The sequence below is a fragment of the Nonomuraea sp. 10N515B genome (assembly GCF_052245915.1).
In the GTDB taxonomy this organism is placed as follows: domain Bacteria; phylum Actinomycetota; class Actinomycetes; order Streptosporangiales; family Streptosporangiaceae; genus Nonomuraea.
In genome coordinates this window covers 275,607-300,172 of sequence record NZ_JBQQBQ010000001.1, presented here as the reverse complement: position 1 = coordinate 300,172, position 24,566 = coordinate 275,607, and the positions used below count along the sequence as shown (strand labels likewise).

The following is a 24,566-nucleotide window of genomic DNA, read 5'->3' as shown; positions in this document are numbered from 1 at the left end:
CTGTGTCACCGGATAACGTGAATTCATGCTGATGAGCCGCCGGTCCCTGCTCGGGCTCGCCCTGCTGGCGGCAGGGTGCTCGGGTGGCGAGGCCCGGCCGGCCGAGCTGCGGCTGGTGACCGGGCAGTCCGGTGGGCTGTACGGGCAGCTGGGCGACCAGCTGGCCAAGGAGCTGCGGCGCGACGGGATCCCCGTGCGGGTGACGCAGACCGCCGCCAGCGTCCAGAATCTCGCCATGATGGCCGACGGGCGGGCAGACGTCGGATTCTCGCTGGCCGACAGCGCCGACGACGCGATCCGGGTACGCCACCAGCCGGTGTCCGCGCTGGCAAGGGTGTACATGAACTACGTTCACCTGGTCGTCGGCGAGAGCTCAGGGATCGCCGAAGTCGGAGACCTGGCCGGGCGGTCGGTGTCCATCGGGGCGCCGGGATCGGGCACGGCGGTCATCGCCGCCCGGGTGGTGGCCGCCGCCGGACTGGACCGGCCCCCAGAGATCGTCAGGCTGGAGCTGGACGCCTCCATCAAGGCGGTGCGCGGCGGCGAGATCGAGGCGTTCTTCTGGTCGGGCGGCGTGCCCACGCCCGCGCTGGCCGCGCTCGGCGACATCCGGCTGATTCCGCTGGAGGCGCTGGTGCCGGTGCTGCGGCGTCGCTTCGGGCCGGTGTACGAGCACGTATCGGTGCCCGCGGACGCGTACGGGGCGGTGCGGCCGGTGCCGACGGTGGGCGCCCCCAGCTACCTGATGTGCCGGACGACGCTGCCGGAGGACGTGGCCTACACCGTCACCGAGACGCTGTTCCGGGCCCGTGACCGGCTCCAGGCGCCGTCGGCGCCCGGCGGGCGGCTCGACGAGCGGTACGCCATCGGCACCGGCGCCGTCCCGCTCCACCCCGGCGCCATCCGGTACTACCGCTCCGTCTACGGTTGAGCTTCGCCCGGCAGGCTCAGCTCCACGACCAGCCCGTGCGGTGCGGCGGGCAGCAGCGCCAACGTGGCCCCGCACGCCTTGGCCAGCTCGGCGGCGATGGCCAGCCCGAGGCCGCTGCCAGGCACGTTGGCGTGCGCCCCCGACCGCCAGAACCGCCCCAGCGCCTCGGCCCGTTCCTCCTCGCTCAGCCCCGGCCCGTCGTCGGCCACCCGCAGCACGCCGTCCGCCAGGGTGACGGTCACCGCCCCGCTCTTGGGCACGAACTTCTGGGCGTTGTCGAGGGCGATGTCCGCGATCCTGGCCGCCGCCTCCGGAACAACCGACATTTCCGCAACATCGGTAACCAGCCGCACCCCCTTCGCCGCGTACACCTCTTTCCACACCTCCAACCGCGGCCCCAGCTCGACGACCTTGCCGTCGAGCTCGGCGCCTGCCTCCACCCGGGCCAGCGACAGCAGATCCTCCACCAGCAGCGCCAGCCGGTCCAGCTCCGCCATCGCCTCCGCGTGCTCGGCCGCACCCTCGCCCCGCAGATGCGGCTCCAGGTTCTCCAGCCGCAGCCCGAGCACGGTGAGCGGGGTACGCAGCTCGTGCGAGGCGTCCGCCACGAACGCCCGCTGGCGCTCCATCGCGCCGGCGACCGCGTCGGCCATCGCGTTGAACCGCTCCTCCAGCCGCCGCAGCTCCGACGGCCCCGTGCCGGGGTGCGCCCGCGCGTCCAACCGGCCCTGCGCGATGGCCTGGGTCGTGCGGTCCAGCTCGGTGACCGGGCGCAGGATCCAGCGGGCCAGCCGCCTGGCCGCCAGTGCCGCGTAGGCCAGCGCGATCAGAGCGCCGACCGCCAGTCCGCCCCACACCAGCGACACCTCCAGCCTGGCCCGGCCGGTGGGCGCCTGCAGCAGCACCACGCCGGACAGTTGCGCGTCCCGGCCGGCCGGCTCGGCCAGCAGCACGCTCGGCGGGCCGAACGGGGTCATCGTGGGCAGGTCGTCGGTGGTGCGGCCGGACAACGCCAGGCGGGTCGCCTCCCGGTCGTCGGCGTCGAAGCGGCCGGCGGTGATGTGGATGGAGCCGTCGCGATCCCGTACGCGCACGGCGGCGCCGTACAGGTCGGCGTAACGGGTGATCTCGGCGGTCAGCCCGGCGTAGTCGCCGTCCCGCGCGGCCTGGTCGGCCAGCTCCGCGAAGCGGGTGGCGTCGGCGCGGCGGTCCAGGAGCAGCCGGTTCGTCCGGTGCGATGCGTACGCCAGCCCCAGCGGCACGGCCAGCGCCGCGATCAGGAACACGATCAGCGTGGTGAACGTGACCACCAGCCGCGAGTTCACGTCGCCGAGCCCAGCCGGTAGCCCGTCCCGCGCAGCGTCTCCACCAGCCCCGGACGGCCCGTCTTCGAACGCAGCCCCGCCACGTGCACGTCCAGCGACCGGGACGCCGACAGCAGCGGGTCGCCCCAGACCTCGTCGAGGATCTCCTCCCTGCTGCGCACCACGCCCGGCTCCCTGGCCAGCAGCGCCAGCACGTCGAACTCCCGCCTGGTCAGCGTCACCGGCTCCCCGGCCACCGTCACCTGCCTGGACTCCAGGTCGATGCGGACGTCGCCGACGTTCACGACGTGGTCGCGCCGCGGCTGCGGCCGGGTGCCGCGCCGCACCACCGCCTCCATGCGCGCCATCAGCTCCGCCGTCCGGAACGGCTTGATCAGGTAGTCATCCGCCCCTGACCGCAGGCCGCGCAGCACCTCACGCTCCTCGGTACGGGCCGTCACGACGATCAGCGGCACCGCCGACAACCGGCGCACGCGGCGCAGCACGTCGAGCCCATCCATGTCGGGCAGACCCAGGTCGAGCAGGACGAAATCGACGCCCCCCGCCAGGCGGAGGGCGTCGACGGCCAGCCCGGCCCGGGTGACCTGATGGCCGTGCCGGGCGAGGGCCGTGATGAGCGCGGCGGCGAGCCGATCGTCGTCCTCGACCAGCAGAACTCGCATGAGCCCAGGTTAGACGCGCGCCGGCAAGGACCCCGCCGTGACCTGCTCGGCACGCGACAGCGCGGCATCGCGCGTTTCGCGCATGACCAGGTAGACCACGAGCGAGACCGCGGCGCAGCCGGAGACGTACCAGAAGAAGCCGGACTCGATGCCGGCGTTCTTGAACCACAGCGCCACATACTCGGCCGTGCCGCCGAACAGCGCGTTCGCGATCGCGTACGGCAGCGCCACACCGAGCGCACGCACATGCGTCGGGAACAGCTCGGCCTTCACCACGGCGTTGATCGACGTGTACCCGGTGATGATCAGCAGACCGGTGAGGGAGAGCACGAGAGCTCCGCCGAAACTGCTCACCCCGCCCAGCGCCGTCATCAGCGGCACCGTGCCCAGCATCGACCCGATCCCGAACGTGATCAGCAGCGGCCTGCGCCCGATCCGGTCCGACAGCGCCCCAGCCAGCGGCTGCAGGCACATGAAGAGGAACAGCGCGCAGAAGCTCACCAGCGTGGCCGTCTCCTTGGGCAGGCCCGCGGTGTTCGACAGGTATTTCGTGAGGTAGGTCGTGTAGGTGTAGTACGCGACCGTGCCGCCCATGGTCAGGGCGATGACCAGCAGCGCCTCCTTGCGGTGCCCGAGCAGCTCGCGGATCGTGCCGCGGCTTTCGCTCTTGACCTCGCGCTCCTCCTCGTCGTACGCCTCGGTCTCCAGGAGGTTGCGGCGCAGGTAGAACACGACGGCAGCGCCGAGTGCGCCGATCACGAACGGAATCCGCCAGCCGTAGGAGTCGAGCGCCTCCTTGGACATGGTGTTCTGCAGGATGATCTGCAGGCCGAGGCCGACGAGCTGGCCGGCGGTCATGGACACGTACTGAAAACTCGAGGCGAAGCCGCGGCGGCCGCGCGGGGTGGCCTCGGTGAGATAGGTGGCGCTGGCCGCGTACTCGCCGCCGACCGACAGGCCCTGCAGGAGGCGCGCCACCACCAGCACCAGCGCGCCGAAGTAGCCGACCGTCTCGTACGTCGGCGCGATCGCGATCAGCAGCGCGCTCGCGGACATCAGCGTGACGGTGAGCGTGAGCGCCGCCTTGCGGCCCTTCCTGTCGGCGTACCGGCCGAGCAGCCAGCCGCCGAGCGGGCGCATGAAGAAGCCGACGGCGAAGATCGCGGCCGTGTTGAGCAACTTGGCGGTGTCGTCCCCCTCAGGGAAGAAGGAGGCGGCGAAGTAGACGGCGAAGCTGCTGTAGACGAACCAGTCGTACCACTCGACGAGATTGCCGACAGAACCGCCGACCACGGCCTTCCACGGCACGCGTGCCTTGCTCACTCTGTACCTCCTGGGGGGAGTAGTTGCAGGTCAGAGCCTTACCCCAGAAGGATGTTCGGACAAGGGATGCGGGGTCAGATCTAACATCCGCTTAACGTCGGTGCCTTACTGACGTAACGTCACCGCAACGGTGGGTTGGCCGATTTCGCCCTTTCGAGCGCCATCTCGCCCCACCATTCGCCCGCCTCCGGCGCCACGACGCCGCGGGCCGGGTCCTTCTCGTCATCGGTGCCCCGCCGGCACCTGCCGCTGGACGCGCCCGCCTTGGTGATCCACAGGTAGGCGTCCACCAGTTCCTCTCCCGTGGCCGTGGTCGGGCGGTCACCGACGCCCCTGCCTGGAGGGTTGCACCACGTCTGCGGATCCTTGTAGTGCTCTGCCGGAGCCCATGTTCCCTGACCGTTCCTGGCGGTGTCGACGACGAAGTGCGGCATCGTGGACGGGTCCACCGTGGTGGAGGACGGGCAGGTCTTGTCGCCGGTGGCCAGCCGGATGCCGATGCAGGCCGACAGGCTCTTGCCGTACGCGACGGCCCTGGCCGTGCGCTGGTAGCCGGCCGTGTTGACGAAGAACCCGTCCACCTTCTCGATGCCCGCCCTGATCAGGCGCTCGGCCATGATTTCTGTGCCCGGGTAGAGATCCTGGCTGCCGTCGAGGTAGACGGCCGTGCCGGGGTTGGCCTTGAGGGTCTGCGCGGCTTTCCTGAGGTCCTGGTAGCGCTGGTCGGGGGAGCCCTGCGGGTCGCAGTCCTTCGCGCCGGAGATCTTGACCAGGCTGCCCGGCTCCAGGATCACCACGGCCTTGGCGCTCCCGATCTGGCCGGCCACGCCCTTGATCCACTCCTGGTACGAGGCCAGGTCGGCCGGGGTGGCCGGCTTGCAGTCGCTGCCGGGCATGTAGTTGATCAGGAACACCGGGACGCCGCCGGCCTGCTCCGCCCCCGAGATCACCTGGTCGATCTTCGCCCTGACCTCGGGCTCGCCCAGGCGAATGGCGTAGGGGACGGCGGCCAGCTTGCGCATGAGCTCGGCGTCCTGCGGGCGCTCCTCGGCCCACTGGTCGGCCTGGCGGCTGGCGGCCGGCTCGGCGGGGGCGTAGAGGCGTACGTTGTCCTGGGCTCTGAGCGGGTGCTGGGCGGCGGCCTGAGCCGTGGCGTCGCCACGGCCTTTCTGATCCTGAACGCCGACCGCAGCGCCCTGACCGCGCCACACAAGGGCCGCCGACGTCCCGGCGACCGCCACGACCACCGCGGCAGCCACCGCCAGCAGCCTTCTCCGTCGCGCTGCGGCAGGCGTCGCCGCGTCCTCCGCCACCGCGCTCTCGGCCACTGCGCTCTCGGCCGCGCCTGAGATCGCCTGGCCTGGGCCCGTCGCGCCAGGCGACGCCGCGTCCGTGTCCGTGTGCGTGTCCGCCGGTGTGGCAGGCGCGGGACCGGCGGCCGGCGGCCGGGCGGTCGACGGCAGGGATGAAGCCGAGGCGCTGAGGCGGTCCAGCAGGTCCTGGGCCGTGGGGCGGTCGGCCGGAGTCTTGGCCATGGCGGCCAGCACCAGGTCATGCAGTGGACCGGGCAGACCCCGCAGGTCCGGGGGTTCGTTCAGGATGCGCAGGAGGATCGTGGGCACGGACCCGGAGCCGAACGGCGGGACGCCGCCCGCCGCGAAGCCCACCGTGCACCCCCACGAGAAGATGTCCGAGGCGGGCCCGATCCGAGCACCTGACACGTGCTCCGGCGACATGTACGCGGGCGTCCCCACGATCATGCTGCTCATCTCCGCGTCGGCGAGCTGCGCGATGCCGAAGTCGATGACCTTGGGCCCCACCTGGGAGAGCAGCACGTTGGACGGCTTGAGATCGCGGTGCACCACCCCGGCCCCGTGGATGGCCCGTAACGCCATCGCCATGGCCGCGGCCAGCCCGTCCAACGCCGAGCCCGTCAAGGGCCCCGACTCGCGGACGACGCTCTCCAGACTGGGCCCTTCGACGTATTCGGTGACCAGGTAGGCCACCTCCCCCTCGACGTCGGCGTCCAGGACGGGGGCGGTGCAGAACCTGGCGACCCGCTGAGCGGCCGCCACCTCGCGAGCGAAACGCCGCCGGAAGCCGGCGTCCGTGTCCATCCTGGCGTGGATCAGCTTGACCGCCACCCGCGTGTCGTCCGGCCCCTGACCCAGGTAGACGACGCCCATCCCGCCTTCGCCCAGCCGGCCCAGCAGAGCGTACGGCCCCACCTGGCGCGGATCCCTGTCCCTCAACGCCTCCAAGGTCATAGAGGACCACGCTATCTTCCCCCGCGATGGGTCTTCCACGGCTACAGCGCAAGCCGCCACTCGTTCCACTCGTCGAGGAGCAGGCTCAGCCGGTGGCCCCGGTGCTTGGCCAGCACCATCGAGTCCGCTTGGTTGCCCCAGCTGTCGGAGCGCTCGGCTTTGAGGACGATCGCTCGTCTGCGCGCCATCGTCGCCGAGGTATGGAATCCCCGGGCGTCACCAGTTCGTCAGGGAACCGTCCGGGCGCCGGAATCTCTGGGGTAGCCGGTCGGCCGCGGCGGTACGGCGCGCCGCCTCCCGGTCCAAGGTGATCCCGAGTCCGGGGGCATCGCCCGGGAGAAGGCACCCGTCTGCCCACCGCGGCTGCCCGGGAACGATGTCGAGGAGATCGCTGCCCGGCATCACCGGCTGTTCGAGCACCAGCAGATTGGGGCAGGCCAGGCTGAAGTGGAGCGCCGCCGCGTTGGCGACCGGCCCGTACGGGTTGTGCGGCACCACGTCGATGTAGTGGGTCTCGCACCAGCCGGCGACCTTCATCGCCTCGGTGAACCCGCCCACGATGGCGAGATCGATCCTGGCGTAGTCGATCCACTCGTTCTCCACCAGCTCGCGGAACTCCCATTTCGAGCCGAACTGCTCCCCGGCGGCCAGGGGTACGGTAGTGCGCAGCCGTACCATCTCCATCGACCTGGGGTTCTCCGCGCGGATCGGATCCTCGATGAACAGCGGCCGCATGGCTTCCAGCTCGCGGCAGAGCATGACCGCCTCCGCGGGTGCGAGCCGCGTGTGGACGTCGAGCGCGATCTCGACGTCGGGGCCGACCGCCTCGCGCAGCGCGGCGAACTGCTCGACGGCGACGCGGACGGCTCTGCGTGGCTGGAGGATCTCCCCCTGGGCGGGCAGCCCCCAGCGCAGGTGCCGCCAGCCCGCCTCGACGGCGGCGACCGCCGACTCCACCACCCGCGCGGTGTCCTCCGTGCCGCCGCGCACGTGGACGTAGCACGGCACCCGGTCACGTGCCCTACCGCCGAGCAGTTCGTAGACGGGAACTCCGAGAGCCTTGCCCTTGATGTCCCACAGCGCCATGTCGACGGCCGAGATCACCGCTGACAGCTCCCTGCGCGCGGGGAAGTAGAGGCCGCGCGAGAGCACTTGCCACAGGTGCGCCGAGCGGAATGGGTCCTGTCCGACGAGGAGTTCCTTCACCGTCTCGACGGTCCCGAACATCGCGGCGCGCTCGTCCGGCAGGCCGCACTCGCCGACACCGGTGATCCCCTCGTCGGTATCGACCACGACGAAGACATAGGTGCGGCGTCCCGTCGCGGCGATGGCCTCTATTCCAGTGATCTTCATGGTCGTTGGTCATTTCTCGGCGAGGATGAACTGCGGATAGTCGCGTACGTCGAGGTCGAAACGCTCGGCGCCGCCGGGTCCTGGGCGGGTCACGAGGAAGCGGGAGCGGCCGGTCATCGGGTCGACGAGCACCGGTCGTTTGCCGAGCGTCTTGTTCACCGCGAACGTGGCGTGGCGCGGCGCGAAGCTCTCGCGCGGCGGCGCCGTCGACCATACCGCGACCAGGGCACGCCCGTCCGCGGTGACCAGGCGTTCGGCCCGCAGCTCCTCCTTGACCAGCGCGGTGCTGACCTGCTTGACATAGCCGGGGAGGGCGCCCTCCAGTCTGGTGGCGATGGCCAGGAACTCCGGATCGGGCGTCGCCCGCCCGCCGGTGAGCGCGCTGATCCTGCCGAGCACGAAGAAGCCCTGCTTGGGCCGCAGGTTGTCGGTCACGACGCCGAAGGTGTCGCCGTCCCGCGCCGCGTTGTGCCCCTGGTCGGCGAGGGTGTAGAGGAACGTCTTGGTGGCGGTGAGCAGGCCCAGGACCAGCATCCTGGCGATGGTCTTGGCTTGCTGGTCTCGCTCATCGGCTCCAGCGTGTCGGGCGGGAACTCGCGTTGGGACAGCGTGGGAAGGCCGATCTCGGTCATCCAGACCTGCAGGTCGGGCCTGCCGAGCAGCATCCTGCCCTGGCGAAGGTAATCGCTCATGGCCTGCTCGAACTCGACGTCGGAGGTGGCGAAGTCGCGGAACTTGGCGTCTCCAGTGCGCGGGGTGTATTCCGGCGGCAGCCCGTGCTTGTAGGTGTAGTGATGCATGCAGAGCGCGTCGATGTGCGGCGCAGACCGCTTGATCTGGCCCATCGCCTGGCTCTCCACCTGGATCCCGTTGACCAGGAACACGTTCGGGAACTCCGTCTTGACCTGCTCGCAGCACTGCTCGGCGAACCGCGTGTAGGCATCGAGCCAAGGGCCGCCCCAATACTCGCCGCCGTAGTGCGTCTTCCATTCGCTGCTGTTGTTGGGCTCGTTGTCGAGCATGAACGCGCCGACGTCCTCACCCCACTCGCCGATCGCCGCGCGCACCATGTCGACCCATCCCGAGACCTCTTTGGGGGTTCCGAGGTGGTTCCGGTTGCTGGTCGTGAACAGAGGCTTGATGCCCGCTTTGAGATCGGCGTCCACCCAGCTCTTCAGCATCGCGCCTGGCTTGCCGGCGCTCCAGTCCCAGTCCTCGTGGCGGAATCCGGTGCGCACCCACTTGATCCCGGCGGCCACCGCGAACGGGAGCAGGTTGTCCGGCGTCATCCATGGATACCGGTCGACGAACTGGAAGTGGCCGATGGTGCCGAGCTGCGAGCTGTCCGGGCGGCGCGCGGGGTCGAGGGTATCCAGGTCGACACGCTCGGTCACCGGCCCGGTGAAGAACTTCGACCGCAGCTCGGCCACAGGATCCTCGAGCGACCGCGCCGCCCGCGCCGTACCGGGACCACCGAGGGACGTGAGCCCCCAGGCGCCCACGCCGCCGGCCATCGCCGTGCCGAGGAACCTGCGCCTGGGCAGTCCGGCCGGCCCGCTCGTGTTCATCATCCGCCTCCTGTGTGTGGGTGTCCGCCGCGAGGACTGGAGATGGCGTGCGCCACCACAGGAGGCGCGCCTGATTGAGCAACGTTACCGTTAACGTTCGTCTATCGTCGTGGTGGGCGCTTTCGCTGTCAACGCTTCGCCTAGAGTTACCGATAACTGATCCACGACTCGGGCTCGTCTCCGCGAATGGGGGAGGGGAGGACCGGGAGACAAATGACGGAGCCTGCGTACCCCGTGAAGAAGAAGGATCCGACCATGGCTGAGCGCCGCCCAACCGTACGGGACGTGGCGAGAGCGGCGGGCGTGAGCGCCATGTCCGTGTCCCGGGTGCTGAACGGGCAACCGGGTGTCGGCCCCGAGACCGCGCGGCGGATCGAGGAGGTCGTCAAGGCCCTGGGCTTCCGGCCCAACAAGCTCGCGACAACCCTGCGCAGGCGGCGGGGAATGTCGCTCCTCGGCATGGTCGTGCCCTATCCCTACACGCCGCTGTTCACCGCACTCACCGTCGAGGTGGACGAGCTCGTGCGCGACGAGGGGCTCATTGTGGTCACCGGGAGCTCAGACCGCGACGTCGACCAGGAACGTGCCCTGGTCGGGGCCTTCATCGAACGGGGCTTCGACGGGATCCTGCTGTTCTCGGAAGACGCCGACCACCGATACCTCAAGCCCGAGCTCGACAGCGGCCGCCCGGTCGTCTTCCTCGGCAGCCCGCCCGTCGGTGTCGAGGCGTCCACCGTCCTCGTCGACAACCGGGGCGGCACCCGCGACGCGGTCCAGCACCTGCTGCGGCACGGCCACCGCCGCATCGGGATCGTGACGAGCGTGGACATGTTCCCCGCGGCGGAGCGGCTCGCGGGCTACAAGGAGACACTGGTTCGCGAGGGGGTCGGGGACGATCCCAGCTTGATCCGCATCGGGCCGATCACCCCGGAGTTCGGCCAGGAGGCCGCGCGGTCCCTGCTGGAACAGGACGACCCGGCCACCGCCATCTTCAGTACCAACTACCTGCTCACCAGGGGCGTTCTCGGCGCGATCCGGGCGCACGGCCGCCCGGTCGCGCTGATCGCCTTCGACGACTTCGAGGCCGCCTCGCTGGTCGACCCGCCGATCACGGTGGTGACCCAGGATCTTCCCGCGATGGGCAGGCACGCGGCAGAGATGCTGCTTTCCCAGCTCGCCGGAGTCGGCGAGCGCGAGCGCCCCGCCCGGGTGGTCGTTCCCGCACATCTCGTCCCGAGAGGGTCCGGGGAGCTCCCGCCGGCGAGCTGACGGCCGGTCCCTACGTGTGTGTGGCGGCTGAGTTCCGCCTGGACCTTCCACTGGCACAGCCGGTACGTTACCGTTAACGTACGGCCCGATGGAGGCCGCGGCGCGCATCCGCAGCGCGTCACAACCGATCATCGAACGCGCGCCGATCCCGTGGGAGCCGCGCGGATAGGAGTCAACGGACCGTGGAGCGACCGCCGGATGTTGTCCTGATCCACTGTCACGACCTCGGCAGGTTCCTGTCGTGCTACGGTGCTCCGGCGATCCCCAGCCCCAGCCTGCACGCGCTGGCGGAGCGGGCGGTCGTCTTCGACAACGCCTTCGCGACCGCCCCGCTCTGCACGCCCGCCCGCTCGTCGCTGTTCACCGGGCTTTCCCCCCACGTCAACGGGTTGATGGGTCTCGCCCACGCCGGATGGCGCTACCGGCGCAGCGTCGCCACCATGCCCGAGCTGATGTCCGGTCTCGGATACGACACCGCGCTGATCGGCCTGCAGCACGAGCATCCGAACCCCATGGTCCTCGGGTTCGACGAGGTGCACGGCGCGGGATTCCTGCCCAGGGCATGGCCCGTCGCCAGGGAGACGGAGGCATGGCTGCGGAATCGTCGAGAACGGTCCCGGCCGTTTTTCCTCACCGTCGGGATGTGGGAGGTGCACCGCCCCTGGCCGGCCGAGGACTACACCCACGCCGACCCCGCCGCCGTCGAAGTCCCGCCGTACCTGCCGGACAACGCCCACACGCGAGAGGACCTCGCCGCGTTCTACGGCGCGATCCGGCAGCTCGACGCCGCCGTCGGGCATGTGATCGACGCGATCGACCGGCACTGCGACCCGGACCGCACCGCCGTGGTGTTCACCACCGACCACGGCGCGGCGCTGCCCCGGGCGAAGGGCACGCTCTACGACCCGGGCGTGGAGGTCGCGCTCATCGTCCGTCCGCCCGCTGCGTGGGGAGTGCCTCCTGGCAGGCGTGGCCAGGCGGTGAGCCATCTGGACATCCTGCCGACCTTGCTGGAGATGGCCGGAGGCTCGGCAGGCCCCGGTCACGAGGGCCGCAGCATTGTCCCCGACCTGCGTGGTGCGGGCGGTCCTCGGGACCGTACGCTCTTTCTTGAAAAGAGCTTCCACGACCGCTATGACCCGATGCGGGCGGTCCGTACCTCTAAATACAAGTACATCCGGAACTTCACCGACGGCCCCGCCCTGGTCCTGGCCAAGGACATCGAGGAGTCGCCGTCCCGGCGTGGGTTCGGCGATGGACACCTCGCCCCCCGGCCTCCGGTCGAGCTTTATGACCTGCGCAAAGACCCGTGGGAGCAGCTCAACATCGCCGCTGAGCCCGCGATGGCCGAGATCGTGGCCTCCCTCGACGACCGGCTGCTGCGGTGGATGAGGGACACCGGCGATCCGCTCCTCGACGGCCCGATCCCCGTGCCGCCGCGTGCCTCCCGGCTCATCGACGCCCAGGACGACCTGCCCGGCCGGTCCGACCGGAGCGGTACGCCCCATTCCATGTGATCAGCGACCGGCCTCGTCGGCGCGGTCGGCAGTTGAAAGGTGCAAGCGATGTCGACAAGCGTCTCATCGGGAACAGTACTGTCCCGCCGCGGTGCGCTGGGGCTTCTCGGCGCGGCGGCGGCGGTTCCCGTCCTGGCGGCCTGTGGTGGCCGGAACCCCGCCGAGCGGAGCTCCGCCGCCGTGACCCTCGCCACCACCATCGCGACCCAACAGGACCAGAAATTCCTGACGGAATGGCTGGGCAGGTTCACCGAGCAAACCGGCATCCAGGTGCGCACCCGTTTCTATCCGGACCAGCAGTATGCCAACTCCATCCAGCTCCTCTTCCAGGGCGATGACAGGCCCGACGTCTTCCGCCTGGTGAAGCAGCCGGCGGAGATGCCCGCGGCCGTTCTGAAGGGCTGGATCCAGCCGCTCGACGGCTTCCCCGAGCTCATCACCACCCTGGAACGCGACTATCCCGCGCAGGCCCGCGACGCGACGACCAGCGGCCTGCACGTGGGAGAGGAACTGTATGGCATGCCGTCGCTGACCCACCGGCCGTGGGGGGCCTGCCGCCCGCTGATGTACAACGCCGCGCTGATGGACAAGTACGGCATCGGCACGCCGCCTGCGACCTGGAGCGAGTTGCGTGAGGCGGCCGAGAAGATCACCCGCGACTCCAAGGGCGAGGTGTTCGGCTTCGGGCTGGTGGGCCAGATCCCCGAGCCGCTGGGGGTGACCGTGTACGCCCTGCAGAACACCGCGGGCCCGCAGATGACCGACCCCTCGGGCACGCCCATCAACTACCAGACCGGTGAGCCGGGCGCGGGCCATCCCTCGTTCGTCGAGGCCGTTGCCCTGCTGCGGGACCTGGTCGCGCGCAAGGTGGTGCCCGTCGGGTGGGAGAACCTCAAGCCGCCGCAGTTCTTCCAGCAGTTCGCCTCGGGCAGGGTCGCGATGGCGGTGATCCCCTCCTGGTGGTCGGGAGAGATCCGCAAGCTCAAGCCGGACATCGAGCTCGGATACGCTCCGCTGCCCGTGCCCGACTCCGGGCGCAAGGGCTACGGCGCCATCGGCATCGCGAAGAACCCGGGGAGCATCCAGCCGTACTGGGGGATCAGCAAGGGCTCGGCCAACGCGGCGGCCGCCGCGCGGGTGCTCGCGTTCCTCGCCGGGCTGGAACCGCAACGCGCCTACTACGAAATGAGCAAGATACCGACCGCACTGGCCGACAAGTACGCCGACCGGCTCAGCCAGGACGACCGGCGGCTGCTCGAGCTCGCCCGTGAGACCCAGCGGCTGGCCCCGAACCCGCTCACCCGGAGCTCAGGTGCGATCACGGTGCTGGCCGGGATCGCACAGAACTCCCCCAAGCCGACCCAGGCGGAGATCTTCTTCGACGCGATCAACGGCAAGATCGACTACAAGGCCGCGGCGGACGAACTCGACGCGAAGCTCGGCGGGGTCTTCGCCGAGGAACTGAAGAAGGTCCAGGACAAGGGGGTCGACATCGATCGCGGGACCTTCACGTTCGCCGACTGGGATCCGATGAAGGATTACACCACCCGCTGACATCCGATGATCGGCCCACGCACGCAGACCCGAAAGGCGACTTACCGCATGACACACCGTACCTTCGGCCGGGTCGACGCGTTCGACCCCGAGCAGGGCCTGCTCGTGATGCCCCCGGAGACCACGGGCGCCGGCTACTGGACAGGCTGCCCAGGCGTCCTGTACGAGCCCGAGCGCGGGCGCTTTCTGATGACCTATCGGCAGCGGCGGCCACGCGGCGACGCCAGAGAACGCGGCTGGCGTTGCGCCATCGCGGAGAGCGCCGACGGACTCTCCTTCACCGACATCTGGGCGGTGGAGAAGGAGGAGTTGAAGACCTCCTCCATGGAGAGGTTCTGCCTGCTGCCCGACGGTGACGGCTACCTGCTCTACCTCAGCTACGTGGATCCGGCCGACTCGCGCTGGCGCGTCGACGTATGCCGTGCGGGCGGCGACGCCGCCTTCGACGTCGCCACGGCGGAGCCGGTGCTGACCGCCGCGAGCACCGGCACGGAGGGGGTCAAGGACCCGTACGCGGTGCGGATCGGCCCGGCGATCTACCTGTTCGCCAGCTTCGCCGCCGACGCGGGACTCGACGAGGCCGCACGCGCGCGGGCCCACTCCACCGGCGACATCTACAACGTCGGCGGCACGAGTTGCCCCACCGGCCTGGCGGTCGGCCTCGACGGCCGCACCTTCGACTGGCGCGGCCCTGTGCTGGAGACCGGCCACGGGTGGGATCGGTACCAGGCCAGGCTCAACTCCTTCGCGGCGCTGCCCGGCGGCGGCTACTTGGGTTTCTACGACGGATCCTCCGGCCCTGCGGAGAACTACGAGGAGCGCACCGGCCTCGCGCTTTCGTTCAACCTGATCGACTGGCAGCGCCTGACACCCGCAGGACCGTGGGTGACCTCGGGCACGAACACCGGCTCCATCCGCTACATGGACGTCGTCCCCGTGGGCGAGCAGTGGTGGCTGTACTACGAGATGACCCGTGCCGACGGCTCGCACGAACTGCGCGTGACCCGCATACCGCGCCCCGCCAACGAGAAAGGAGATCGATCGTGGGCGTGCTAGGCGTCGCATCCCCCAGGCATGCGGCACTGGCGGAGGGCGGCCTGTGGGCGCGGATCAGGAAGCACCGATGGCACTACGCCTTCCTCGTCCCGATGCTCGCGCTGTTCCTGGTGTTCGAGCTGTGGCCGATCGTGGCGACGGTTTTCTACTCGTTCTACGACTGGGACGGGTTCGGCCCGCTCACCGACTTCGTCGGGTGGGACAACTACGTCGAGGCGATCGGCGATCCGGCGTTCGGGCAGTCGTTCCGCAACACCTTCGCCTTCACCGCCGCCGCCCTGCTCATCCAGCTCCCGCTGGCCCTCGGGCTGGCGATGGTGCTGAACAACCGGGCGCTGGGCGGGCGCAACGTGTACAGGATGCTGTTCTTCCTGCCCGTGGTGTCGACGACGGCGGTGGTCGGCGTGGTCTTCCTGATCTTGCTGTCCCCTGTGGACGGACCGGTGAACGCGGCCCTGACCGAGCCCGGCATAGTGGACGAGCCGATCAACTTTCTCGGCTCGGAGAGCCTGGCCCTGCCCACGGTGATCGCCGTGGACCTGTGGAAGGTGTTCGGGGTCACCCTGGTTTACTGGCTCGCCGCGTTGCAGACCGTGCCGCGCGAGCTGCTGGAGGCGGCCAGGGTGGACGGCGCGTCCCGGTGGGCGTCTTTCCGGCATGTGACGGTGCCGACGCTGATTCCGCTCGGGGTCGTCATCGTGCTGCTGACCACCATCCAGAGCTTCAACGCCTTTGACATCGTGCAGACCATGACCGCCGGCGGGCCGGGCGGAGCCTCCGAGATCGTGCAGACCTACATCTACCGCACCGCGTTCGATCCCGCGCAGTTCGCCCCGCGTTACGGCTTCGCCTCCGCGATCGCGCTGATGTTCGGCGTCGTGGTGGCGCTGGCCGCCGCCCTGCAGTACCTCATCACCCGTCGCGTCAGAGACAGCCGATGAACCACGACCGGACCCACAGCCCCGTGCGGGCCGATATCGAGGAGGTGACCGCCGCGATGGCCGCCACCAGAACCAACGACAGGCTCCGCACCGGAGCCGGCGCGCCAGCCCAAGGCAGCGCCCCAGCGGGGAGCCCCGGCCCCCGCCGAAGGCGGCGGCTGGGGCGATTGGCCCTTCACCTCGCGCTGATCCCGCTCGCCGCGATCTGGATCTACCCGTTCCTGTGGATGGTCTCGGCCGCGTTCAAGAGCCAGTCGGAGATGTTTCTCGGCGGCCTCGATCTCCTCCCCGACCAGGTCAATCTGGACAACTTCGCGCGCGCCTGGGACGCGGCCAGCTTCGGCCAATACATGCTCAACAGCGTCATCGTGACCTTCACCGTGGTGCTCTCGGTCATCGTGATCTCGTCGCTGGCCGGCTACGGCCTCGGCCGCGGCGACCTGCCCGGCAAGAAGGTCCTCGTGGTGGTGCTGGTGGCGACCATGTTCATCCCCAAGGTCTCCACCATCATCCCGATCTTCCTCGTGGTCGACGCCCTGGGACTGGACAACAGCCTGGCCGGGGTGATCCTCGCCGAGGCCGGGCCCGCCCATGTGGTCGCGATCCTGCTGTTCATGGGCTTCTTCGCAGGGATCCCGAACGAGCTCGAAGAGGCCGCGCTGATCGACGGTGCCGGCCATCCCCGCATCTACGCGCGCATCATGCTGCCGCTCGCCAAGCCCGTCATCGGCACCGTGGCCATCTTCAACTTCATATCCTCGTGGAACGCCTTCCTGGTCCCGCTGGTGTTCACCCTCACCAATCCGGAGCTGCGCACTCTCGGCGTCGGCATCTACGCGTTCTTCGGCGAGTTCAGCACCGACTGGCCCGGCCTGGCAGCGGCGGCCGTCCTGACCATCCTGCCGATCATCGTGGTGTTCCTCTGGCTCCAGCGTTTCTTCGTCTCCGGCCTCGCCGGCGCCGTCAAAGGCTGAGAGGGGGTACCCATGGGCGACCGCCAAGAGGGCCGCAGGCCGTGCGTCGTCGTCACCGGAGGCTCGGGGCGCGTCGCCACGCTGCTGCGCGCCGGCCTCGGAGGGACATTCGACCTGCGACTCGTCGACTGCAGGCCGGGCGAGGACGTCCTGGTGGGCGATCTGGCCGACCCCGGCTTCGCCGCCGCGGCCGTGTCGGAGGCCGACGCGATCGTCCACCTGGCGGGGCACGCGTCGCCCGACGCGTCCTGGGACATCCTGCGAACGGTCAATGTCGACCTGTCCGTCACGATGTTCGAGGCGGCCAGACGCGCCGGAGTGGCCGCCTTCGTCTACGCCAGTTCAATCCACGCCTCCGGCGGCTACGATCTGGACGGCATCGTGCCGGTGCGGGCCTCGTGGCCGCCCCGCCCGTGCTGCCTGTACGGCGCGAGCAAGGCGGCGGTGGAGGCCATCGGGAGCCACTACGCCGACGCGTACGACATCGCGGTCACCTGCCTGCGTCTGGGCTGGACCCGGCCACGCCCGCACCTGCCTCGCGCCCTGGTCGAGTGGCTGAGCCCCGGCGACCTGGGCAGGCTCGTCGTGGCGGCCTTGCGCAGCGACCAGAGGTTCGGTGTCTACTACGGCGTCTCGGCCAACACCCGCGGCCGGTGGGACCTCGACACGGCTCGCCGCGAGATCGGCTACGCGCCCGCGGACGACGCGGAGGACTATGTTCATGAGATCGACTTCGCCGCCGAAGACTCCTCAATCTGCCGTCGCGGGTTGTAATGGCGGGCGAAATCGAGATCGGCGGCCGGTTCGGGCGGCTGTACCAGGTGCTCGACTGGGCCTACCGGCTCGCGGTGGTCAACCTCCTGTGGATCGCGGGGGTGCTGGCCGGGCTGGTGATCGCCGGCCTGGCCCCCGCTACGGTCGCGGCGTCCTGGCTGCTGCTGGAATACTGCCGCGGGAACCGGCCACGCCCCTGGCACGGCTTCTGGCGACAGTGGCGCGACTGGTTCCTACCTGCTCAGCTCGGTCTGGGCGTACCGCTCGCCACCGTCTTCGTACTCGGCTTCTACCTGGTGACGGTGGCGAGCCAGGCGGCGCTCGAGTTCCGGGCGGTGGCGGTGTCCCTGGCGATCCTCTCCGCGGCCTATCTCGCCACGCTCTCGTACCTGCCGGCGGTGCTCTGCCACGTCGGCCTGGGACCGGTCGCCGCGTGGCGGACGACCGTGCTGGCCGCGTGGCGGCAGCCCGTGATCACCCTGGCGCTGCTGGTGGCCCAGGCGCTGCTGGTGGTGGGTATGGCCGTCGTCTTGCCGGCCGCGCTGCCGTTCTTCGCCTACAGCGGCCCGGCCCTGCTTGCCACCCGGGCGGCCCTCCGCGCCTTCGGCCGGTGACCTGATCCACCGTCCTGCCACGCGGGCCTCGCCTCTTCTCCCGCTTCGACGTGGATGTGCTCACATATTTCGGAGGATGATCTCGGGCGTCCGCGGGGCCACCCACTACTTCAGGCAGGGGCCGGATCATCTCGGCTACAAGACCTATCGCCAGATATTCTCATCGACTGGCTTTACGCGCCGGAGGACGGTGACATTCAAGCGGTCGATCTACAGCTGGGGCGTCATCGCCAAGACGAAGGTTTTCACTGGAAAGATAGACAAGGCATACGCCGTCTGCTCGTCCCGGGACCACAACTGAACCATCTCGAGTTCTCTCGTCGGCGAAGGAGATCGGGATGTAACATGGACTTAGAGTTAACGGTAACGCTGCTGGCCTGGGAGAGAACTCCCGGCGCTGGATCGTCGTACTGAGAAGGAGTGGCCATGAGCGAACCCATTTCCCCTGGAATGCCCCGCCGTCAGTTCCTGGGCGCGACCGTGGCGGTAGGCGCGGCCGGTGTGGCGATGAATGTCGGTCTAAGCGGCGTGGCCCATGCGGCCGGGTCGCGGTCCGTGCTCTCGGGACCTCCTCCTGGGGTCGACTGGACCCAGATTTTCACCAAGAGCGACGAATTCCTCGGCACCGCGCTGAACACCGACAAGTGGACGACAGACCACTGGTTCGACACCAACAACGACATCGTGGCGTTCAAACCCGGAAACGCCACGGTCGCCGACGGGAAGCTGCACATCTGGACCAGGAAAGAAGACTACAACGGCATGCACTACACCGTTGGCTACGTCCGGTCGAGGTTCACCATTCCCGGGAACTCCTACACCGAGGTCCGCGCCCGCATGATTCCCTGGGCGGCGAACGTCAACTCCGCGATCTGGCTGCACAACCAGGCGATTCCCGAGCGGAACCCGAACCCCGAGATCGACATGCAGGAATACCACCTGAAGGCCCCTTCCAGTAACCCGAGGCACATCCACAGTGCCTTGCATCTGTGGCCCAGGGATCCCGATTCCCATGATGCGGTGGACCACGAGGACTACGACCACAACGTAAATCTCGACGAGGGCTATCACCTCTACGGGCTGGAGCGCAGGGCCGGCCGGTTGAAGTTCTATATCGACGGCATCCTGTACTGGTCGTATGACACCTCCGCGCACCCCGAGTTCTCGACGGACGCAAGGCCACTCATCCTGTGCTGCAACGGGAATGCCGGCACGCCGGTCGACGCACAGTTGCCCGCCCGGATGCGGGTCGACTATGTCAAGGTATATACGGCAGGCTAATGCCCATGCTGAGGGCCGGGGGCGTTATCGCGCCCCGGCCCTCAGTCTTGAAGAGAGGGTCTATTGCTCGGTCAGGTTGTAGACGCGCACCCAGTCGACCTGCATGCTGGCCGGCAGGTGTGAGTCCACCGGTATGCCGGCGTTTCCGTTCACGTTGAAGATCAGGGGCCGCGGCTGGGTCACCAGCTCGGGTATGAACGTCGCGCCGTAGGTCCAGTGGGGCACACCGTCGAGGTAGAACCTGACGAACCCGCCTGGGCGGCCCGACCCGGTGCCCTTCTTTCTCCGCTCCAGCCCATAGACGTGGTAGCCCGCGTCCAGGTTCGATCGGTGGAGCCAGTCGACGTTGGCCAGGGACGTGTGCGAGTCGGCCGGAGGTCCGGGCTGCGATCCGGGCTTCTTGTACCACAGGTGGAAGCTGTTGTGCACTTCGTTCGGCTTGTCCAGGGGACGCAGATACTCATGCATGTCGATTTCCACGTTCGGATTCAAGGCGGGATCGGGCACGTCATACATCCAGATCGCCGAGTTGACGTTCGCGACGTGCGGGATCATCCTCGCGCGGACCTCGATGTAGGTGTCCTCGGCCATGTAGAACTTTGACCTGACGTAACCGCCGGTGTAATTGACACCCTTGTACGGCTCTTTCTTGAGCCAGATGTGAAGCTTGTCCCTGTGCACGGTGGCGTTGTCCGGCTTGAACGCGACGATGTTGTTGTTGATCTCGATCCAGTGCTCCGTGGACCACTTGTCGGTGTTCAGCGCTTCACCGCTAAAGTCGTCGCTCTTCGCGGGATCCAGCGTCCAGGTGAATCCGGCCGGGGGAGCCGGGAGTACGGGCGGCGCATCCCCGTGCGGGGGCCAATCAAGCGACTCGGCGGCATCCGCCACGCCGCCGAGGGCGAAGGCGCCGGCCGCTCCCGCCATGGCCGTACCCAGGAATCGACGGCGGCGCAGTGCACGCTCACTCATGGCGAACCTCCCTTGTGATCGTTCTTGGCGAGAACGTTAACGGTAACGTTCGGCCGAGTCAACGCTTCGTCGAAGCGATCTCATTTGGGCGTATCCGGCCATGGCGATCCCTTGTTTCTGGCGTTACGTGTACGCCGTAGACAAGGACGTGTACGCTGTAGACATGGCAGGAGCGGATACCGCGGCACGCATCACCGCGGCAGCACGAGCGATCTTGGTAGCCGAAGGGGCCGCGGCGGTCAGCATGCGCAAAGTCGCCGCGGAGGCCGGCATCACTCCCATGGCCACGTACCGTCACTTCAGCAACCGCGAGGTGCTCCTGCGCACCGTGGCCGAGGAGTGCCTGCGGGAGCTGGACAGCGAATGGGCCGGCCGGGTGGCGATCGCCGACCCGCAAGCCAGGATCCTGGCCCTACTGGACGACTTTCTGGATTTCGCCCTCGGCACCCCGCACCTGTACGCGTACGTCATGGCCGACCGGCGGGAGTCCGCGCGGCGTTTCCCCGAGGATTTCCACATCGGACAATCCTCGGCCTTTCCGCGCCTGATGGAGGCCATCGAACTCGGCATGCGCAAGGGCTTTCTGCGTCCGGATGACGTGGTGGAGGCAGCGCTCACCATCTCCGCGCTGGTCCAAGGGCTGATCCAGCTTTATCTGGTCGGCCGGATCGGGCTGGATGAGGCCGGCTTCCGTGCGCTGTGCCATCGATCAGTGAAAAGAACACTGCGCGGCCTCGCGCAATGAAGCAGCACCAGGAGTCAGGAGCAAGAGCAATGCCTTCCACGGCGAATGAGACCGTGCACGAACACAAGAAAGGGAAACGCAGGAGGCGGCTGCGGCGGACGATCATCGTGTCGGTGTCGATATTGCTGGTACTGGCGCTGGGCGGCGGCGGCTGGCTCGCCTGGTGGGTGAGCGACGTCGCCATCAAGCCGAACCACCAGTTCTATACCCACTCCGATCACTCCGACGTCGTGCGCGAGGTCAAGCAGGTCGGAGCGGCGAAGCACGTGGTCATCGGCTCGCCCGGCAAGTACGCCCGCCGCCAAGGGACGTTCGGGATGAGGTGGGACGGCGTGGAGGCGACCGTCGGCGATGTCGTCGCCACGACGGCGGGCTCGGTGGAGCGCCCCATCCTCACTGGCCCTGCACCCTCGGTCGGGACCACGGTCAACGTGACCGGCGTGATGATCAGCGACCCGAGGAGCTCTCTCGGACTGAACTACTCGGAAGTGTCGGTGCAAACCGAGCTCGGCCCGGCCCCTGCTTGGTACATACCGGGATCCGGGCAGCACGATTCGACGTGGGTGATCGCCGTACACGGCCAGAACGCGCGCCGCAACGGCCTGATGGCCATCCCAGCTCTACACCGGGCCGGTTTGCCGGTGCTCGCGATCACGTACCGCAACGACGAAGGCGCCCCGGCCTCCTCCGATGGTCTGATGCACTACGGCGAGTCCGAGTACCGCGACGTGGAGGCGGCCGTCCGCTACGCGCAGAGCAAGGGAGCCAAGCGGGTGGTGCTGTACGGCGGATCGATGGGCGGTCTGATCGTCGGTCAGTTCCTCGTCCGCTCACAACTGGCCAACCTGGTCAGCGCCACGGTGCTGGACTCGCCGCTGATCAGCATGCCGATGGTGGCCGCGTTCACTGGGCAGCAGAAGGGCGCGCCCGCTCCGGTGCTCTGGGCGACCAGCCAGATCATCCAGTGGCGCAGCGGTGTCGACATGAACGAGCTCGACCTGATCAACCACCCACCGGCCATCAAACCGCCGACCCTGCTCTTCGCCGGTGCGAAAGACACCCAGTCCCCGCTGCGGATGAACCACGTCTTTGTCGCGGCGGCCCAGAAGATGAACTGGCCCGTCACCTACGAGGAGTTCCCAGACGCGGAGCACGTCGAGTCATGGAACTCCGACCCCGCCCGCTACGAGAAGGCGGTCACCGACTTCCTCACCCGCACGGTGACGAACTCGCGTTGACGCGAATTCCGATGATCATACGCATCGGTGTCGCCCGCGCCTCTTGATCACATAGTCCATCTTTCCTGGCGACGGGTCTTCCACGCCTACAGCGCCAGCCGCCACTCGTTCCACTCGTCGAGGAGCTCGAAGCCCATGGCCTCGTTGATGGCGAGCATGGGGCCGTTCGAAGTGGCGTTCCAGGTGATGATCCGCTCCAGGTGGGGCTCCCGCTCGCGCAGCCACAGCAGGTTGGTGAGCTTGAGCAGCAGCCCCAGACGATGGCCCCGGTGCTCGCGCAGCACCATCGTGTCCGCCTGGTTGCCCCAGCCGTCGGAGCGGTCGGCCTGGAGGTAGACGCGGGTGTAGCCGGCGGCGGCGCCGTCGGAGTCGCGGCGGGCGATCGTGGTGTAGCAGGTCACGCCGTTGGGCGTGATGCGCTCCTCGCGGTCGCGCAGGCGTTCGACGCTGAAGACCGCGTTCTCGAGGTCGGCGTCGCGCGGAGCGTCGTTCATGCCGTTCATCAGGAGGGCGAGGTCGGGCACCAGCTCAGGGCCGGCCGGTCCGATCCACCGCTCCAAGGAGTAGCCGTCGGCCTGGGGGAGCATGCGTTCCAGCGCGCCCCAGTCGGCCGTGCGCAGATCGAGGGTGCGGCGGGCCTCCGCGAGGGACACCGTCATGCCGCGCGCCCGGGCGAACCGTGCGCCGACGCCGGTGCCGGGCGTCTCGGTGAGCAACAGCCGCCTCCCGTGCCCGCGCAACCGGTCCAGGGCGTGCTCGAACAGCGCCGTGCCGAGCCCGTGTGCCCGGCGCTCTGGCCGGACCACGAGCGGGAACAGCCACCCCATGTGGGTGTTGTCGAGCCTGGGCAGCGCCAGCCCGTAGCCGCCGGCCACCTTGCCGTCCTCCACCACCGCCCATGCCTCGGTCAGCTGCCCGGGCAGGTCTGTGCAGACCTCGCGGCGGAACTCGGGGAGGGAGAGCAAAGGGCCGGGATCGTGGGAGTTGGCCGCCACGTACGCGTCGTGCAGACCCGCGATCAGATCCTCGTGCCGGCCTGGGTCGATGGCTTGGATCCTCATGCGGCCAGCAAAGCGCACCCGCGGCGGCCGGAGCGAGTGAATTTACTGGCGGTAGTTTTCCACCTCGCCGGGCGGGCGCACGGCGGCGCCGTCGGGGTCCTCGCCCGCGCTGCGCCGGGCACGGCGCTGCCGGAGCAGGTCCCAGCACTGGTCGAGGGCCGTTTCCAGCTCCTTCACACGCGCGTGTTCCTCGTCCGTCGTCACGTCGCCGGTCGTCAGCTTGTTGCGCAGCTGGTGCTCCTCGTCGACCAGAGCACTGATCTTGGTGAGTATCTCGTCGTCCCGCATGCGGATGACTCTAATCACTACGTGATAGAACACGCCGTATGTCTGGTATCGCGCTGGTAAGGAAACCTGGCCCCCGTATTGCCGAGGGCATCGTCACCCATATCGAGCGCGAGCCGGTGGACTACGAGCGGGCCGCCGCCCAGCACGACGCCTACGTGGCCGCGCTGGCCGCCGGCGGCTGGCGGCCCGCGTACGCCAAGCCCGCCGATGACCTGCCCGACGCGCCGTTCGTGGAGGACGCGGTGCTGGTGGCGGGGCGGCTGGCCGTGCTGACCCGGCCCGGTGCGGCCGAGCGGCGGCCGGAGGTGGAATCCGTGGCGCAGGCCGTACGGGAGCTGGGCATGAAGACGGTCAGCATCGCGCCGCCCGGCACCCTCGACGGTGGCGACGTGCTGCAGGTCGGCCCCACCGTGTACGTCGGCCGGTCGGCGCGCACCAACGACGCCGGCATCGGGCAGCTGACGGCCCTGCTGCCGGAGCGCCGAGTGGTGCCCGTGAACATGACCGGCGTACTGCACTTGAAGTCGGCGGTCACGGCGCTCCCCGACGGGACGCTCATCGGCGATCCCAGGCACGTGAATCTGCCGCATATGCTGGAGCCGCCGGAGGAGTCGGGCGCGCACCTGGTGCTCATGGGCGGCGACCGGGTCCTCATGGCCGCCTCGGCACCCCAGACCGCCACCATGCTCGAAAAGCGCGGACTCAACGTGACGAAGGTCGATATTTCAGAATTTGAGAAGCTCGAGGGGTGCGTGACCTGCCTCAGCGTCCTGATCGACGGGGCATCGGCGCCCTTCGGCGTTCTCAAGATATGAGATCCAGCCCAGCGCATCCCGAGACCTCTGGTAACGTT

The 24,566-nt window shown here is 68.9% G+C and carries 25 protein-coding genes; 14 read left to right on the top strand and 11 right to left on the bottom strand.

Annotated elements, in window-relative coordinates; translation table 11 throughout:
- The first annotated feature begins 25 nt into the window (after positions 1-25).
- A complete protein-coding gene (locus ACTWQA_RS01295) occupies positions 26-931 on the top strand; it encodes a TAXI family TRAP transporter solute-binding subunit (RefSeq protein WP_443157463.1) in 906 nt (301 codons plus the stop codon).
- Here ACTWQA_RS01295 and ACTWQA_RS01290 read toward each other — a convergent pair.
- The 8 genes from ACTWQA_RS01290 to ACTWQA_RS01255 form a co-directional block, all read right to left on the bottom strand.
- The gene (locus tag ACTWQA_RS01290; protein ID WP_443157462.1) at positions 922-2,256 is read right to left on the bottom strand and encodes an ATP-binding protein; all 1,335 of its coding nucleotides are present in this window, start codon (positions 2,254-2,256) and stop codon (positions 922-924) included. The genes ACTWQA_RS01295 and ACTWQA_RS01290 overlap by 10 nt on opposite strands.
- Complete coding sequence (locus ACTWQA_RS01285) at positions 2,253-2,918, bottom strand: response regulator transcription factor (RefSeq protein WP_443157461.1); 666 nt, start codon at positions 2,916-2,918, stop codon at positions 2,253-2,255. Before ACTWQA_RS01285 ends, ACTWQA_RS01290 begins: the two co-directional genes overlap by 4 nt.
- Before the next feature lie 9 nt (positions 2,919-2,927).
- Positions 2,928-4,241, bottom strand: a complete 1,314-nt coding sequence (locus tag ACTWQA_RS01280; RefSeq protein WP_443157460.1) for an MFS transporter — start codon at positions 4,239-4,241, stop codon at positions 2,928-2,930.
- A gap of 119 nt (positions 4,242-4,360) precedes the next feature.
- Positions 4,361-6,508 (bottom strand): glycoside hydrolase family 6 protein, encoded by a 2,148-nt coding sequence (locus ACTWQA_RS01275; RefSeq protein WP_443157459.1) that lies wholly within the window; start codon positions 6,506-6,508, stop codon positions 4,361-4,363.
- Positions 6,509-6,549: 41 nt separating this feature from the next.
- Entirely contained in the window at positions 6,550-6,696 is a 147-nt protein-coding gene (locus tag ACTWQA_RS01270) for a hypothetical protein (protein WP_443157458.1), read from the bottom strand.
- 28 nt (positions 6,697-6,724) lie between these two features.
- Positions 6,725-7,861, bottom strand: a complete 1,137-nt coding sequence (locus tag ACTWQA_RS01265) for a mandelate racemase/muconate lactonizing enzyme family protein (RefSeq protein WP_443157457.1) — start codon at positions 7,859-7,861, stop codon at positions 6,725-6,727.
- Positions 7,862-7,870: 9 nt separating this feature from the next.
- Complete coding sequence (locus ACTWQA_RS01260) at positions 7,871-8,395, bottom strand: hypothetical protein (RefSeq protein WP_443157456.1); 525 nt, start codon at positions 8,393-8,395, stop codon at positions 7,871-7,873.
- The gene (locus tag ACTWQA_RS01255; RefSeq protein ID WP_443157455.1) at positions 8,293-9,432 is read right to left on the bottom strand and encodes a hypothetical protein; all 1,140 of its coding nucleotides are present in this window, start codon (positions 9,430-9,432) and stop codon (positions 8,293-8,295) included. Before ACTWQA_RS01255 ends, ACTWQA_RS01260 begins: the two co-directional genes overlap by 103 nt.
- Before the next feature lie 252 nt (positions 9,433-9,684).
- Here ACTWQA_RS01255 and ACTWQA_RS01250 point away from each other — a divergent pair, with 252 nt between their 5' ends.
- The 10 genes from ACTWQA_RS01250 (at position 9,685) to ACTWQA_RS01205 (ending at position 19,409) form a co-directional block, all read left to right on the top strand.
- Complete coding sequence (locus ACTWQA_RS01250) at positions 9,685-10,698, top strand: LacI family DNA-binding transcriptional regulator (protein WP_443157454.1); 1,014 nt, start codon at positions 9,685-9,687, stop codon at positions 10,696-10,698.
- 182 nt (positions 10,699-10,880) lie between these two features.
- On the top strand, positions 10,881-12,215 hold the full coding sequence (locus ACTWQA_RS01245; RefSeq protein WP_443157453.1) for a sulfatase family protein: 1,335 nt from the start codon (positions 10,881-10,883) through the stop codon (positions 12,213-12,215).
- A gap of 48 nt (positions 12,216-12,263) precedes the next feature.
- Positions 12,264-13,769, top strand: a complete 1,506-nt coding sequence (locus tag ACTWQA_RS01240; RefSeq protein ID WP_443157452.1) for an ABC transporter substrate-binding protein — start codon at positions 12,264-12,266, stop codon at positions 13,767-13,769.
- 48 nt (positions 13,770-13,817) lie between these two features.
- The gene (locus ACTWQA_RS01235) at positions 13,818-14,825 is read left to right on the top strand and encodes a hypothetical protein (protein WP_443157451.1); all 1,008 of its coding nucleotides are present in this window, start codon (positions 13,818-13,820) and stop codon (positions 14,823-14,825) included.
- Positions 14,813-15,766 (top strand): carbohydrate ABC transporter permease, encoded by a 954-nt coding sequence (locus ACTWQA_RS01230; protein WP_443157450.1) that lies wholly within the window; start codon positions 14,813-14,815, stop codon positions 15,764-15,766. The genes ACTWQA_RS01235 and ACTWQA_RS01230 overlap by 13 nt, the downstream gene beginning before the upstream one ends.
- Positions 15,763-16,740, top strand: coding sequence for a carbohydrate ABC transporter permease (locus tag ACTWQA_RS01225; protein ID WP_443157449.1), 978 nt, complete (start codon positions 15,763-15,765; stop codon positions 16,738-16,740). Before ACTWQA_RS01230 ends, ACTWQA_RS01225 begins: the two co-directional genes overlap by 4 nt.
- A gap of 12 nt (positions 16,741-16,752) precedes the next feature.
- Entirely contained in the window at positions 16,753-17,514 is a 762-nt protein-coding gene (locus ACTWQA_RS01220; protein WP_443157448.1) for an NAD-dependent epimerase/dehydratase family protein, read from the top strand.
- Positions 17,514-18,128, top strand: a complete 615-nt coding sequence (locus ACTWQA_RS01215; RefSeq protein ID WP_443157447.1) for a YesL family protein — start codon at positions 17,514-17,516, stop codon at positions 18,126-18,128. Before ACTWQA_RS01220 ends, ACTWQA_RS01215 begins: the two co-directional genes overlap by 1 nt.
- A 76-nt stretch (positions 18,129-18,204) precedes the next feature.
- Entirely contained in the window at positions 18,205-18,429 is a 225-nt protein-coding gene (locus tag ACTWQA_RS01210; RefSeq protein WP_443157446.1) for a hypothetical protein, read from the top strand.
- 125 nt (positions 18,430-18,554) lie between these two features.
- Entirely contained in the window at positions 18,555-19,409 is an 855-nt protein-coding gene (locus ACTWQA_RS01205; RefSeq protein WP_443157445.1) for a family 16 glycosylhydrolase, read from the top strand.
- A gap of 60 nt (positions 19,410-19,469) precedes the next feature.
- Here ACTWQA_RS01205 and ACTWQA_RS01200 read toward each other — a convergent pair whose 3' ends face one another.
- The gene (locus ACTWQA_RS01200) at positions 19,470-20,381 is read right to left on the bottom strand and encodes a glycoside hydrolase family 16 protein (RefSeq protein ID WP_443157444.1); all 912 of its coding nucleotides are present in this window, start codon (positions 20,379-20,381) and stop codon (positions 19,470-19,472) included.
- Between the two features lie 163 nt (positions 20,382-20,544).
- Here ACTWQA_RS01200 and ACTWQA_RS01195 point away from each other — a divergent pair, with 163 nt between their 5' ends.
- A complete protein-coding gene (locus tag ACTWQA_RS01195) occupies positions 20,545-21,126 on the top strand; it encodes a TetR/AcrR family transcriptional regulator (RefSeq protein ID WP_443157443.1) in 582 nt (193 codons plus the stop codon).
- Positions 21,127-21,155: 29 nt separating this feature from the next.
- The gene (locus ACTWQA_RS01190) at positions 21,156-22,364 is read left to right on the top strand and encodes an alpha/beta hydrolase family protein (RefSeq protein ID WP_443157442.1); all 1,209 of its coding nucleotides are present in this window, start codon (positions 21,156-21,158) and stop codon (positions 22,362-22,364) included.
- Positions 22,365-22,450: 86 nt separating this feature from the next.
- Here the strand turns inward: ACTWQA_RS01190 and ACTWQA_RS01185 are convergent, their stop codons facing one another.
- Together ACTWQA_RS01185 and ACTWQA_RS01180 are read right to left on the bottom strand one after the other, a co-directional pair.
- On the bottom strand, positions 22,451-23,425 hold the full coding sequence (locus ACTWQA_RS01185; RefSeq protein ID WP_443157441.1) for a GNAT family N-acetyltransferase: 975 nt from the start codon (positions 23,423-23,425) through the stop codon (positions 22,451-22,453).
- A gap of 42 nt (positions 23,426-23,467) precedes the next feature.
- On the bottom strand, positions 23,468-23,713 hold the full coding sequence (locus ACTWQA_RS01180; RefSeq protein WP_327584374.1) for a DUF2630 family protein: 246 nt from the start codon (positions 23,711-23,713) through the stop codon (positions 23,468-23,470).
- Between the two features lie 38 nt (positions 23,714-23,751).
- Here ACTWQA_RS01180 and ddaH point away from each other — a divergent pair, with 38 nt between their 5' ends.
- The gene (gene ddaH, locus ACTWQA_RS01175; protein ID WP_443157440.1) at positions 23,752-24,528 is read left to right on the top strand and encodes a dimethylargininase; all 777 of its coding nucleotides are present in this window, start codon (positions 23,752-23,754) and stop codon (positions 24,526-24,528) included.
- The last annotated feature ends 38 nt before the right edge of the window (positions 24,529-24,566 follow it).